The organism is Streptomyces sp. NPDC002476 (assembly GCF_042889785.1).
In the GTDB taxonomy this organism is placed as follows: Bacteria; Actinomycetota; Actinomycetes; order Streptomycetales; family Streptomycetaceae; genus Streptomyces.
Genome location: NZ_JBIARH010000015.1, coordinates 12,137 through 24,650, shown reverse-complemented (window position 1 = coordinate 24,650; position 12,514 = coordinate 12,137). Strand labels below are relative to the sequence as shown.

The window sequence follows — 12,514 nt, the reverse complement described above, 5'->3', positions numbered from 1 at the left end:
GGCACTTGAGTCAATCTCGGTGAAATCCCCTCAGGCCGTCTCAGCCCACTCCGGCATTCAGGAACAACCCGCCGTCGACCACCAGGGTCTGTCCGGTGACCCAGCCGGCCTGGTCCGACGTGAGGAACGCGGCGGCACCACCGACGTCCTCGGGGACTCCGAGACGGCCGAGCGGGTAGGAGGCGGCCGTCTCCGCCTCACGGCCCTCGTACAGCGCCCGGGCGAACCTCGTCTTCACGACGGCGGGCGCGATCGCGTTGACCCGGACGACGGGCGCGAACTCGTGCGCCAGCTGGAGGGTCAGATTGACCAGGGCCGCCTTGCTCACGCCGTACGCGCCGACGAACGGCGACGCGGACAGGCCGGCGACCGAAGCGATGTTCACGATCGCCCCGCCGTTCTCCTTCTGCCACGCCTTCCAGGTCCGCTGGGCGAAGCCGAGCGCCGAGACCACGTTGGTCTCGAAGACCTTGCGGGCGACATCGAGGTCGAGGTCGGCGACGGGGCCGAACACCGGGTTCGTCCCGGCGTTGTTGACCAGGAAGTCGATCCGGCCGAACGCCTCCATGGTGCGCTCGACGGCCGCCTCCTGGTGGGCCTCGTCGTGCGCCTTGCCCGCCACCGCGATCGCCCGGTCGGAGCCGAGCCGCTCCACGGCCTCCTTGAGCGCGTCCTCTCCGCGTCCGGTGATGCAGACCCGGTCCCCGCGGGCCACGAACGCCTCGGCGATGCCGTAGCCGATGCCGCGGCTCGCGCCCGTGATGAGCGCGACCCGCCCGCTGTCCTGCGCAGCCATGATGTCCTCAGCCCCTCACGTCAGTTGAGCGGTCCGCCGGCGACATACATGACCTGGCCGGAGACGAAGCCGGCCTCGTCGCCCGTGAAGAAGGCGATGGCCCCCGCGACGTCCTCGGGACGGCCCACGCGCTGGACCGGGATCTGGCTGGCGGCGGCGGCCTGGAACTCCTCGAAGCCCATGCCGATCCGGGCGGCGGTCTGCGCGGTCATCTCGGTCACGATGAAACCGGGGGCGACGGCGTTGGCGGTGATGCCGAACTTGCCGAGCTCCTTGGCGAGCGTCTTGGTGAAGCCCTGCAGGCCGGCCTTGACGGCGGAGTAGTTGGCCTGGCCGCGGTTGCCGAGCGCGGAGGAGGAGGACAGCGAGACGATCCGGCCGAACTCGGCGTCCACCATGTGCTTCTGGACGGCCTTGGCCATCAGGAACGCGCCCTTGAGATGCACGTTCATCACGGTGTCCCAATCGGACTCGGACATCTTGAAGAGCAGGTTGTCGCGGAGCACGCCCGCGTTGTTGACGAGGATCGTCGGGGCCCCGAGATCGGCGGCGACGCGCGCGACCGCGGCCTCCACCTGGGCGGCGTCCGACACGTCGCAGCCGACGGCGAGCGCGGTGCCCCCGGCCGCGGTGATCTTCTCGACCGTGTCCTTGCAGGCCGCCTCGTCCAGATCGAGTACGGCGACGGCCCGGCCCTCGGCCGCAAGGCGTACCGCGGTGGCGGCGCCGATGCCCCGCGCCGCTCCGGTCACGATGGCGACACGCTGCTCGGTGGTGGACATGCTTGGTTCTCCTCGCCCTTGGATCGCCGCTCAGCGGATGTCGGGGGCCCGGCGCGGAACCTCGCGTCGCGCCGGACCTCCCATGACTGAGCGACCGCTTAGTACCTTCAGCAGACGAGACGCTAGAAGCCCCGGCACCCGGTGTCAACGGCCCACGGCCGCAGGGGCGCATGTCACATGGCTCGGCGCCGCCTCGGTGTTCCGTTCCGGGCGGCGCCGAGCGACGGGCCGGGCGGTGGCGTGGCGGACGCGAAGGAGCGGGGAGGGCTCAGCGCACCAGCAGGTCGAGCAGCCGCTCCACCTCGGCCCCGGGGTCGGCGGTGAGACCGCTGTGCACGGGGCCCGGCTGGATCACGGTGGAGCGCGGCGCGATCAGCCAGCGGAAGCGGCGGCCCGCGTCGTCGCCGGCGGCCTGACCGGCGTCCGCGCCGCCCTGGCAGACGCCCTCGACGGCGTGCAGTGCGGCCCGTACACCGGCCACGTCCGCGGCGGGATCCAGCATCATCAGCTTGGCCTCGTCAAGATGCGTGCGGGCGGCGACGAAGCCCCGCGCACGGCAGTAGACGACCACGCCCGCGTTGAAGCACTCGCCGCGCTGCACCCGTGGCACCACGCGCAGCAGGGCGTACTCGAAGACATCGCGCTCGCTCACCGGTGGCCGTCCTCGTCGTTCGTGTCGGTGCCGTCCTCGCCGTTCTTCCTGGTGGGGTGCGGCCACGGGCTGTCCCCGGTCAGCCAGCCGGGCGCCTGCGACGGCCTGGAGGGCGTGGGCCCGTCCATAGTGATCCGCTCGTGAATGGTCGCGGCGCGTGGAAGCAGCGCCGCCACGTAGGCGCGGCGCAGTTCGTCCGTGGAGTCGAAGCCCGGCTCGTCGACCAGCCATTCGTCGGGAACCTCTGCCGTGACCTCGGTGAGCAGCTCCTCGGTGACCAGCGGCGCGAGTTCGGCGGCCGCCGCCGCTATGTCGGGGGCGAAGGGGGCGAGCGCGTGGTCCGAGGCGTCGTACGGCTTGGCGGCGGACGCCTGGGCGCCGGGCCAGTTGTGGTGCCAGATCATGGTGGCGCCATGGTCGATGAGCCACAGATCGCCGTGCCACACCAGCATGTTCGGATTGCGCCAGGACCGGTCGACGTTGTTGATCAGCGCGTCGAACCAGACGACGCGTCCGGCTTCCCGGGGATCGACCTGGTAGGCGAGCGCGTCGAATCCGATGGACCCGGGCAGGAAGTCCATCCCGAGGTTGAGCCCGCCGCTGGCCTTCAGAAGCTCCTGCACCTCCTGGTCGGGTTCCGCGAGCCCGATGACGGGGTCGAGCTGGATCTGTACGAGTTCGGGAACGCGCAGCCCGAGCCGCTGCCCGAGCCGGCCGCAGACGACCTCCGCGACGAGCGTCTTACGGCCCTGTCCGGCGCCGGTGAACTTCATGACGTAGGTGCCGAGGTCGTCGGCCTCGACGATCCCGGGGAGCGAGCCGCCCTCACGCAAAGGGGTGATGTAACGGGTCGCTGTCACTTCTGTGAGCATTTTCCCAGGCTATCCATCCGTCCGACCGTGCCGTCGGAAGGGGCACGGCCCGGGGCACGCCGTGGAAGGGGCTCGGCCCCTGGCCTCGGCGGCCGGGGCACCGCCGTGGACTCCGGCGCCCCGGCCGCGCCGGACGAGGGGAGCTCCTCGCGGCCCGGGGCGTCGAAGCTCCCGACCGCTCCGCGGCCGGACGGGGTCCGGGCAGGGCCCGGCCGTGGAGCGGTTGGCCGCAGGGGCGGGCGTGTTCCGCCGGGAGCATGGGGAGTTCCCATGCTCCCGGCCACGCCGACGTGGCAGGTCGCCCAGTTGCTGCGTACATGCACCTTTCCGTCGAACTCCCCTGCTCCCGTTCGCCCATGCCCCCGCCGGCCCAGGCCCCCGCCCCGGGCGAGCACGTCACGGTACCCCCGTCCCTGCGCTACGGATCGGACGATCCGTACGCCGCGACCTTCGCCTTCCGCACCGGTACCGAAGAACCGGTGACGTGGACCTCCGCCCGCGACCTCCTGGCCGACGGTGTCCTCCGGCCGACCGGTGGCGGGGACATACGCTTCTGGCCCTGCGGCGCCGGGCACCGGATGGTGCTCGACCTCGCCCTTTCCTCCCCGGCGGGCCGGGCCCGGCTCGCCGCCCCGCTCCGCGTGGTGGCCGACAGGCCGACTGGCCGGCCCACACGTATCACCTGGTTCCGGCCGGGCGGGAGACGGACGGCCTCGACGTGGAGGCCGAGCCCTGCCGCCTGCTGCACGGCGCGGGAGCTGACGAGCCGGACCGGGCGCCCCGTCACCCGACCGGTCCACGCTCTTCTCCCACGAACCCCGATCGGCGAGCCCGCACACCGGACCCCGCGGGTTTCACTTGACCGGTCCCGCCCGCGAGGCCGTTCGGCACACGGCCGCCGCCCTCCTCCACCCCAGGGCCTTCCGAGCGGAACGCCGTACGGCCGGCCGCGAAACCGTACGACCACCGGTACGCGAGATCGAGATGCCGCCCCAGGGCGACGTAACTAGCCTCCGAACCGGGACGCATCGGGTCCCTCCTCCCGGCTTCGGCCGCTCCCGGACACAGTCGGAGATCCCATGGACCACCCGCTCGGACGGTGCCGCGCGGTGCCCATCGCCGCCCGCCCCACCGTCGTCACCGCAGGGTGCCCGTCCTCCGCGACCGAATCCCCGGACGGGCCCGGTACCGGCCGACCGGCCACGGCACGGCCCGCCCGGGAACGGACACCGTCCCCGCCGTGAGGGTGGCCACCGCCGAAGTCGACAGCCGCGGCGACCAGCCCTTCGGCAGGACCGGTCCGCAGGTCGGCCGGTGCCGTACCTGATCCAGCCGAGTACCGACCGGCCGACGGGTGGGAGCAAGCCTCCCGGCCCCGGGGCCATGGAGCGTTCTCATGATCAACGTCATGCCAGTGGACGGCGTTTCCCCCGCCCCCGACGCACGGGAACCGGCCGACCTGATCGTCCGTAACGGCCGTGTGTTCACCGGGGACCGCGCACGCCCCGCCGTCTCGGCCCTCGCCGTATGCGACGGCCGTATCACCGCGATGGGCGACGACTCGGACGTCGCTCCCTTCGTGGGACAGCGGACCCGGGTGGTCGACGCCCTCAACCGCCGGATCGTTCCAGGACTCAACGACTCCCATCTGCACGTGATCCGCGGTGGTTTGAACTACCTGCTGGAGCTGCGCTGGGACGGCGTCCCCTCGCTGCGCACCGGTCTGTGGATGCTGCGCGAGCAGGCCGCGCGCACGCCCAAGGGCCAATGGGTGCGGGTGGTGGGCGGCTGGACCGGCGAGCAGTTCGCCGAGCGGCGGCTGCCCACCGTGTCGGAGCTGAACGCCGCCGCCCCCGACACCCCGGTGTTCGTGCTGCACCTGTACCAGTCGGCCATCCTCAACCATGCCGCGGTGAAGGCGGTCGGCTTCACCAAGGACTCCGTGGCGCCTCCCGGGGGCCAGATCGTCCGCGACCACTCGGGAGAGCCCACGGGCATGCTGCTGGCCGCCCCGGCCGCGGGGCTCCTGTACGCCACGCTCGGCAAGGGACCGAAGCTGTCGGACGACGAACAGATCGGCTCCACCCGGCACTTCCTGCACGAGCTGAACCGGCTCGGACTGACGAGCGCCATCGACGCGGGCGGCGGCTTCCAGAACTTCCCCGAGAACTACGGGGCCGTGATGAAGCTCGCCGAACAGGGCCTGCTGACCATGCGGATCGCCTACCACCTCTTCCCGCAGACCGCCGGGCAGGAACTGGACGACCTGCGGCGGTGGATCGGCATGGTGCGCCCCGGGGACGGCGACGAGTGGCTACGGCTGAACGGAGCGGGGGAGAACCTCGCCTGGTCGCCCGCGGACTACGAGAACTTCACCGAGCCCCGGCCTACCCGCCCCGATCAGGCGGACAGTGAACTCGAGGCGGCCGTACGCCTGTTGCTCGACAACAGCTGGGGCTTCCGGCTGCACGCCACCTACGACGAGACGATCCGCGCCAACCTCGACGTCTTCGCCAAGGTCGCGGCGGACGGCGGTTTCCCCCGTGGTGTGCCGTGGTTCTTCGACCACGCCGAGACCGTGTCCGAGGCCGGCCTCGACCGGATCGCGCGGATGGGCGGCGCGCTGTCCATCCAGAACCGCATGATGTTCCAGGGAAGCGCGTTCAGCGAACGCTACGGGGCCGCGCGCACCGCCAACACTCCCCCGATCCGCCAGATGCTCGACTCCGGCCTGACGGTCGCCGCCGGCACCGACGCCACCCGGGTCTCCAGCTACAACCCCTGGCTGTCCCTGGAGTGGCTGGTGCGCGGACGCAGTATCGGCGGGCAGCAGCTGGCGTCCCCGGAGAACCGGATCGACCGCGCCACCGCGCTCCACATGTACACCGTGGCCGGTGCCGAACTCAGCGGTGAGAGCGACGTCAAGGGGATCCTCAAGGAGGGTCACTACGCCGACCTGGCGGTGCTGTCCGAGGACTTCTTCTCGGTGCCGGAGGAGGACATCTCCCACATCGAGTCGCTGCTGACCGTCGTCGGCGGCCGCATCGTCTACGCGGCCGGGGAGTTCGAGGGTCTCGCCGCTCCGCTGCCCGGCGTGGAGCCGACCTGGAGCCCGGTCGCCTGCTTCGGCGGCTACCACCGGACGGTGGCGCCGACCCCGCCCTCCGGTGTGCGGCAGGCGCAGGCGCTGGTCGAGGCCGTGGCCGAGTCCGAGGAGCACCGGCAGTGGCGGATCACCCAGGGCTTCGCGCAGGACGGCACCCGCCCCTCCGAGATCTTCGACGCCTGTTTCGTCCTGTAGCGGACCCGCGGACACGCCGGGGCATATGGGGTCGGAGTCGTCTACGCCCGCGCCACGCTGTCCGGAAACCGAGGCCGGACCGCGGGTCCGGTGCTCGGGGGAACGGAGCACCGGACCCGCCGTCGGCCTCACCCCATACCCATGCAGGGAGCGACAACGGATGACACCTTCTGGGGACGGTGGTACGACGACCGGCGCGAAACCGCCCGCTCCGGACTCCACCGCCGTGTCGACCTGGCAGCCCCTGCGGCTGCGTGTCTTCCGGACCCTGTGGATCGCGCAGTTCGTCTCCAACGTAGGCGGCTGGATGCAGACGGTCGGCGCGCAGTGGCTGATCACCCGGGAATCGGGGGCGGCCGGGCTGATCGCCCTCGTCCAGACGGCGGCCGGCCTGCCCGTCCTCCTGCTCGGCATCCCCGCCGGCGCCCTGGCGGACATCGTCGACCGCCGCAAGCTGCTGCTGGCCTCCCAGGTCCTGATGTTCACGGCCGCCGGGCTGCTCGCCGCGCTGACCGCCCTGGGGCGGATGGACTCCTACGGCGTTCTGGCCCTGACCTTCGTGCTCGGATGCGGCAGCGCCCTGATGAACCCGGCGTGGCAGGCCATCCAGCCGGAGCTCGTGCCGAGGGAGCAGATCCCCTCCGCCGCGGCCCTCGGCGGCGTGAACATGAACCTCGCCCGGGCCGTCGGTCCGGCCCTCGGCGGCCTGGTGGTGGCGCTGGCCGGCACCGCCACGGTGTTCGCCGTCAACGCGGCGTCGTTCCTCGTCACCCTGGGCGCGCTCGCGACCTGGAATCGCCGGGCCGAGCCCGACCCGATGGGGGCCGAACGGATCCTCCCGGCCCTGAGGGCAGGGAACCGCTACGTGCGGAACGCGCCCAGGGTGCGCCGGGTGCTCGGCCGGTCGCTGCTGTTCGTTCCCTGTGCCGCCGCCCTGTGGGCCCTGCTCCCGGTGGTCGCGCGGCAGCGGCTGGGCATGGGGGCCGGGGGCTACGGTCTGCTCCTCGGAGCGGTCGGGGTGGGCGCGGTCCTCGGGGCCGCCCTCCTGCCACAGGTGCGCAGACGCTGGTCGAGCAATGCCGCGCTGACCACCGGAGGGCTCCTGTTCGCGGTGACCCTGGCGCTGCTGGCGGTGGTACGCGTCTCCTGGGTCGCCGGTCTGGTCCTGGTGTTCTCCGGGGTCGCCTGGGTGGGCGTGCTGTCCATGCTCAACGCCCAGATGCAGGTGACGACGCCCGGCTGGGTGCGGGCGCGGGCCCTGGCCTTCTACCTGACCGTCTTCCAGGGCGGAATGGCGATCGGTGCCGCCGTCTGGGGCAAGGTCGCCGACGGGGTCGGCCTGGTGCCGACCCTGCTGATCGCCGCCGCCGTGCTCGCGGCCGCGTCGTCGGCGGGGCTGGTGCTCGCCGTACCCGACTCGCCGCTGGACCGTTCGGTCTCGATGCACTGGGCTGCTCCGACCATGGTGCTGGAGCCCGCGGAGGACGACGAACAGGTCCTCGTCACCGTCGAGTACGTCGTACCGGCCCACAACGCCGATCTCTTCGTCGAGTCGATGCAGGCCATGGGCCGCTCACGGCTGCGCACCGGCGCGGTGAGCTGGGGCCTCTACCGGGACGGCACCGATCCCGACACGTACCTGGAGGTCTTCCTGGTGGCCTCCTGGAAGGAGCACCTGCAACAGCACAGCGGCCGTCTCACCGGCTTCGACCGGGAGACCGAGGAGCGCGCGCGGTCCCTGGTGGACCCCGACCACCCCTTCAAGGTCACCCACTACCTGCCCGCCCGCAAGAGATCTCCGTCCTGACCCCGCACACCGCCCCCAACGCCTCGTCGCCCACGCCGTCCGGAGGTGATCGCGGTCATGACCACCGACCCCGCCTCGTCCAGCGCATCGGCCCCGCCGGCCCCACCGGGAAAGGGCCCCATGACGCCGTCGGCCATCGCGGGGTGCAGCGCTCTCGAATGCCTTCTGACCTTCGTGCTGCTCTTCGGTGTCACCACGGTCGTGCGCTGGGTCATGGGCCCCTCCGCGCTCTCCGGTGCGGTTCCCGGGGTCCGCCTCAAGCTGTTGATCGTCGGGGCGGCGGTCGGTCTGCTCCTCGTCGGGCTGATCCTCAGCCGGCCCGGACGGATCTCCGGCGGGCACATCGATCCCGCGCTTTCCCTCGCCATGTGGCGCTTCGGCGTCTTCCCCGGCGTGAAGGACGAACGGCCCCGCGGAACCGACCGTTCGGACCTGACACCAGGAAAAAAGTCCCCACGTTCAAACAAAAGAGTTCCGCACGAAATCAATGACCTGAAACGACTGCACCCCACCGCCGTTTGCACTGGATTCCTTCCAGAATTGGGCGGGGCCCCGTTCCCGTTTTTGTAACACCCCGCACCCCGTTGACCAGTTGAGTTTTTCCTGGAAAGACTCGTGATGCGTGCTCTGCGTTTCAGTTGTTTCGGATATCCCGATGTCCTGCACGTCACCGACGTCCCCGACCTCGTGGCACGGCGTCACTGCGAAGCGGTCGTCGCCGCCAGATCCGCTTCGGTGAATCCCTCGGGCCTGAAGAACGTGGCCGGCCGGATGGAGGGAACGCCCCTTCCCCGAACGGCCGAGTTTCGAGGAGGCGTCGGTCGTGGGGGTCGACTTCGTCGTCGGCCGGCTCGGCGCCGTCGAGGCAGCACGGCTGACCGCGTGGGAATCCCTCGCGGTGTTCGGCGTCTCCGGCAGGGGCGGCGGCGCCGTGGCCCAGATCGGCCGCACCCTAAGGGCTGTCCCGTAATCCCTGGCGGGCGCGCGACGACGGCTGCGGCACCTCGCCGCATTGTCGGAACGTCCGCATACATCCGGTATGCGGACGCCCCTCCGCCTTGCGATGCACCACATCCGACGCCGCACGCTGATCCACCATGGATTACGGGACAGCCCTTAGGCGCCCGCGCCATCGGCATGGACCGGGTCCGGCCGGCCGACGACACGCCCACCGCGTCATCCGTCGACGCCTTCGTCGCGCTCGGCGGCGCCCCGCAGGCGCACGCCTCGACCCGCTCAGCCCGTTCTTCGACCGAGGGAGTTTCCGGCCGTTTTCCGTCACCGGCCGATACGGCCTGGAGAACGGTAAGGATGCCTATGTCGCCCTCACGAACGGAGCACGGGGCCGCGTGGTCATATTCCCCTGAGGGGGAATACAGATCGCGTCCCCTCGTCCGAACAGGTCCGAGAGATGTGACCGCACCGTCGCCGCCCGTTCACCGGAACGCCGAACGGGCGGCGACGCGGCTTTTCCAGCTCGATCGTCAGAAATGCCGATTCACTCGGACGTCAGAAGGAAAACGAATTCTCCGACGGCAGAAGTCGGGAAGCAAATCCGAGAAATCGCGGGCTGCCAAGAATCCCGACCCGGGTTGCGGCTCCCACGAGTTGTTGGCCGTAGAGGGTCGTCGTAGCGTGGGTAGTGCCGCTGGAGAAGCAAGGAGCGGCACCCTCAAGATCCGACGAAGGAGGCGAAGATGAAGATTCAGAGCATCTTCGGCCATGGGGACAGGGACTACGGCGGACGCGGCCGAGGCTTCGGACGCGGAGGCGACCGAGGCCACGGACACGGGCACGGCCACGGACACGGGCACGGCCGCGGACACGGGCACGGGCACGGCGGACGCTACTGACGGCCCCTCGACTTCATCCCCCAGCAAGAGGCCGGCCCGCGCTTCGGCGCGGGCCCGTCTCGCACACCGGGACCGCGTCCATGGGCCCCGGCACGCGGCCCGGGAGCCCGAGTGCGCGCCCCGGGACCCACGCCACCGCGTGGTCCGGCGCACCATCCGGCACGCGGAGCGGGCTCATTCCGTGAGGACGGCTCACTCGTGGTGCGCGACGCACTCCGCGAGCGGAGCGAACAACGTCTCCCAGTTGCCCGGCAGATGGCGTGTCGCCGCGCCGAGATGGAAGCTGACCACCATCCACTCGTCGGGCCGGGCCCGGGTCCCGTGTTCCCGGACCGCGTCCAGGCACTGGTCGATGAACTCCGGGTCCGACTCGTCCAGCCCCAGCCGCTCGCAGGCGCCTTTCGCCTGCGGTGACTCGTCGAACCAGTCGACCCATTCGGTGGCCGCGCCCAGGAGGTAGAGCAGATGGCTTCCCGGGGCCGGCAGCCGACCACGCAGCCCCTCGGTGGTGAACTCGCGCTCGGCGTCCTCCGCCAGGGCCGAGTCCTCGGCGGCGCAGGCGACCAGATCCGCCCAGTACGCCGCGTCGTGCGTACCGGTGGTCTGTCGCATGTGCGCGCTCGCGAAGGCCGCCATTGCGTCCGGGTCGTCGATCAGCGGCGAGAGGACGACATCGCTGCTGTGGTCGAACCCGAAATAGTGGCGCCGACCGTCGAGCGTGAGCGACTCGATGCCGCCGACATGGCCGTCCCGTCCCGGCAGCGGGGAGATTCGTTCGGCACGTTCTTGTTCCATGCCGACGACCGTAGCGGCCACCACCGACATCGGCGGGACGGACGCGGGTCTCCTGCCTCAGCACAGGTGAATGCGCGTCACTTCACCGTGCAGCCGCCCTTGTCGTGGCAGGGTTCGGGCTTCAACTTAAAACAGAGACAGTGCTTGTCGTGACACGGCTTCGGCGGCTTGGGGCAGGGCTTGCTCTCGCACGGCTTCTTCTTACGGCTTCTTCTTGACGACGATGCGGGCCGTGCCGTGTCCTGGTTCGAGCTGACGGTGCCGTTCTCCGCCATGGCGAAAGCCATGTCGGTGACGTGGCCGTTCCTGGCATCGGCCTCGGTCACCCGGTAGGTGCCGGTGCAGGTGGTGCTGTCACCGGGCTGTCCGGCCGGGGCGAAGCCGCCAAGTACTTCGACGGCGGCCAGGCGATCCACGGCCGGTACGACGACCCGTCCGACAGGGGCGGTTCGGCCGGATGCGTCAATCTGCGGCTGGAGCACGCGAAGACGCTGTGGGACCGGCTGGGGATCGGTGATCAGGTGTACGTCCGGGGTCGCAGGCCCAGCACCTGACGAGGAAGCGCGTCCATGACCGGGGCCCGTCGCACCGCCCGGGCCGGTCCCGGTCCCACGGCCCGGTCCGGACCTGCCCGGATGCCGGGCGTGTTCACCGGACCCATTCGTACGCGTCGTCCTCCTCTCCGGTGTCCCGGTCCTCATCGCTGAGGAGATCGTTCATCTCGTCCTCGGTGAGCGTCCGTGTCTCGTCCATGGTTCTCATCATGCAGATCAGGCTTCGGTCGGCCCGGTGGCCCGGCCGATATTTCCGGCAACCAGGTCAACGGGACGCACGGACGACCTCCCCGTGTCGTACGCGGGAGTGCTGCCGGCCGCGGGCGGCCGTGCGGTACCGGGCCCGGATCACGCCGGCGGGCGGACGGCCGCCCGGGCGGTCACCCGCTGCCGGGCTCCGCGAGCGGCCCAGGTCCCCCGCTCCGGTCCTGCGAAGGGGCCCGCCCGGCCGGTGGCCCGCCCCGGTACCGCGACAGTCGAGCTGGAGGCAGACGGTAGAGTCCCAGCAAGTGGAGAAGCGCAAGAGCGCGGGTTCGGGCCAGCCCTGGTTGCACCAGCGGGGTTCGGTCATCCAGGAGTTCGGCACCGACGCAGTTCCCCATCGGGCTCTCCGCCGATACACGTCTGTACTCCTGCCGGCGGCTGAACAAGATCCTGGCGGACACCCAGATGCTCCACGCCCTGTACAAGAAGCAATGCCGGCTCGTGCGGGGTGCGACCTTCTACCCGTTGCACCCGCTGCTCGACACGCACGCGAACCGGCAGCCGGAGCTGGTCGTCCTGCTCGCCAAGTGGGTGCAGAGCCTGGGCGGTGTCGCGATCGGGGACCCCCTGCACGCCACCGAGATCACATCGGTGCCACGTCCGCCGGACGATGCCGGCAGGGGTCGATGCGCGGCTCCCAGTCGCACAGGTCCTGGAGGTACGGGACCAGGGCGAGGGCGGCGAGGTGGATCCCGTCCACCCACCACGGCCGTGCCGTGTCGTCGGCGACAGGCACGTACCCGGGCCTGGGCACCAGCGCGCACCGGCGCGACGACCTCCCGCGGCGGGGGCCACGAGCAGCCGGATTACGCATCGGCCGGGCAGGCGAGCACCTCCT

13 protein-coding genes and 1 pseudogene are annotated in these 12,514 nt (G+C 71.1%); 7 read left to right on the top strand and 7 right to left on the bottom strand.

Going from position 1 to position 12,514, the window contains the following annotated elements; translation table 11 throughout:
* Positions 1 to 40 precede the first annotated feature (40 nt).
* The 4 genes from ACFYXM_RS18830 to ACFYXM_RS18815 form a co-directional block, all read right to left on the bottom strand.
* Complete coding sequence (locus tag ACFYXM_RS18830; protein WP_389290596.1) at positions 41 to 796, bottom strand: SDR family oxidoreductase; 756 nt, start codon at positions 794 to 796, stop codon at positions 41 to 43.
* A 20-nt stretch (positions 797 to 816) separates the two neighbouring features.
* Positions 817 to 1,578 (bottom strand): 3-oxoacyl-ACP reductase FabG, encoded by a 762-nt coding sequence (fabG, locus tag ACFYXM_RS18825; RefSeq protein ID WP_389290594.1) that lies wholly within the window; start codon positions 1,576 to 1,578, stop codon positions 817 to 819.
* A 268-nt stretch (positions 1,579 to 1,846) separates the two neighbouring features.
* A complete protein-coding gene (locus ACFYXM_RS18820) occupies positions 1,847 to 2,230 on the bottom strand; it encodes a DUF3037 domain-containing protein (protein ID WP_389290592.1) in 384 nt (127 codons plus the stop codon).
* Positions 2,227 to 3,102, bottom strand: a complete 876-nt coding sequence (locus ACFYXM_RS18815) for a HipA family kinase (protein WP_389290590.1) — start codon at positions 3,100 to 3,102, stop codon at positions 2,227 to 2,229. The genes ACFYXM_RS18820 and ACFYXM_RS18815 overlap by 4 nt, the downstream gene beginning before the upstream one ends.
* Before the next feature lie 257 nt (positions 3,103 to 3,359).
* Here ACFYXM_RS18815 and ACFYXM_RS18810 point away from each other — a divergent pair, with 257 nt between their 5' ends.
* The 5 genes from ACFYXM_RS18810 to ACFYXM_RS18790 all read left to right on the top strand — a co-directional run bounded on the left by ACFYXM_RS18810 (position 3,360) and on the right by ACFYXM_RS18790 (position 9,180).
* Positions 3,360 to 4,112: an SsgA family sporulation/cell division regulator gene (locus ACFYXM_RS18810; protein ID WP_389290588.1), complete on the top strand. Its 753-nt coding sequence runs from the start codon at positions 3,360 to 3,362 to the stop codon at positions 4,110 to 4,112.
* A 386-nt stretch (positions 4,113 to 4,498) separates the two neighbouring features.
* Positions 4,499 to 6,403: an amidohydrolase gene (locus tag ACFYXM_RS18805; RefSeq protein WP_389290587.1), complete on the top strand. Its 1,905-nt coding sequence runs from the start codon at positions 4,499 to 4,501 to the stop codon at positions 6,401 to 6,403.
* A gap of 160 nt (positions 6,404 to 6,563) precedes the next feature.
* A complete protein-coding gene (locus ACFYXM_RS18800) occupies positions 6,564 to 8,210 on the top strand; it encodes an MFS transporter (protein ID WP_389290585.1) in 1,647 nt (548 codons plus the stop codon).
* A gap of 120 nt (positions 8,211 to 8,330) precedes the next feature.
* Entirely contained in the window at positions 8,331 to 8,780 is a 450-nt protein-coding gene (locus ACFYXM_RS18795; RefSeq protein WP_389290583.1) for a hypothetical protein, read from the top strand.
* A gap of 253 nt (positions 8,781 to 9,033) precedes the next feature.
* On the top strand, positions 9,034 to 9,180 hold the full coding sequence (locus ACFYXM_RS18790) for a hypothetical protein (protein ID WP_389290581.1): 147 nt from the start codon (positions 9,034 to 9,036) through the stop codon (positions 9,178 to 9,180).
* A gap of 1,075 nt (positions 9,181 to 10,255) precedes the next feature.
* Here the strand turns inward: ACFYXM_RS18790 and ACFYXM_RS18785 are convergent.
* Positions 10,256 to 10,858, bottom strand: coding sequence for a hypothetical protein (locus ACFYXM_RS18785; RefSeq protein WP_389290580.1), 603 nt, complete (start codon positions 10,856 to 10,858; stop codon positions 10,256 to 10,258).
* Positions 10,859 to 10,935: 77 nt separating this feature from the next.
* A complete protein-coding gene (locus ACFYXM_RS18780) occupies positions 10,936 to 11,145 on the bottom strand; it encodes a hypothetical protein (RefSeq protein WP_389290578.1) in 210 nt (69 codons plus the stop codon).
* A gap of 9 nt (positions 11,146 to 11,154) precedes the next feature.
* On the opposite strand from ACFYXM_RS18780, the gene ACFYXM_RS18775 reads away from it, so the two are divergent.
* Both ACFYXM_RS18775 and ACFYXM_RS18770 read left to right on the top strand, forming a co-directional pair.
* Positions 11,155 to 11,412 (top strand): L,D-transpeptidase, encoded by a 258-nt coding sequence (locus ACFYXM_RS18775; protein WP_389290576.1) that lies wholly within the window; start codon positions 11,155 to 11,157, stop codon positions 11,410 to 11,412.
* A gap of 509 nt (positions 11,413 to 11,921) precedes the next feature.
* Positions 11,922 to 12,285, top strand: a pseudogene (locus tag ACFYXM_RS18770) (ferritin-like domain-containing protein); the annotation flags it as partial.
* On the opposite strand, the gene ACFYXM_RS18765 reads toward ACFYXM_RS18770, so the two are convergent.
* The gene (locus tag ACFYXM_RS18765) at positions 12,260 to 12,412 is read right to left on the bottom strand and encodes a hypothetical protein (RefSeq protein WP_389290826.1); all 153 of its coding nucleotides are present in this window, start codon (positions 12,410 to 12,412) and stop codon (positions 12,260 to 12,262) included. The pseudogene ACFYXM_RS18770 and the gene ACFYXM_RS18765 overlap by 26 nt on opposite strands.
* Positions 12,413 to 12,514: the final 102 nt, after the last annotated feature.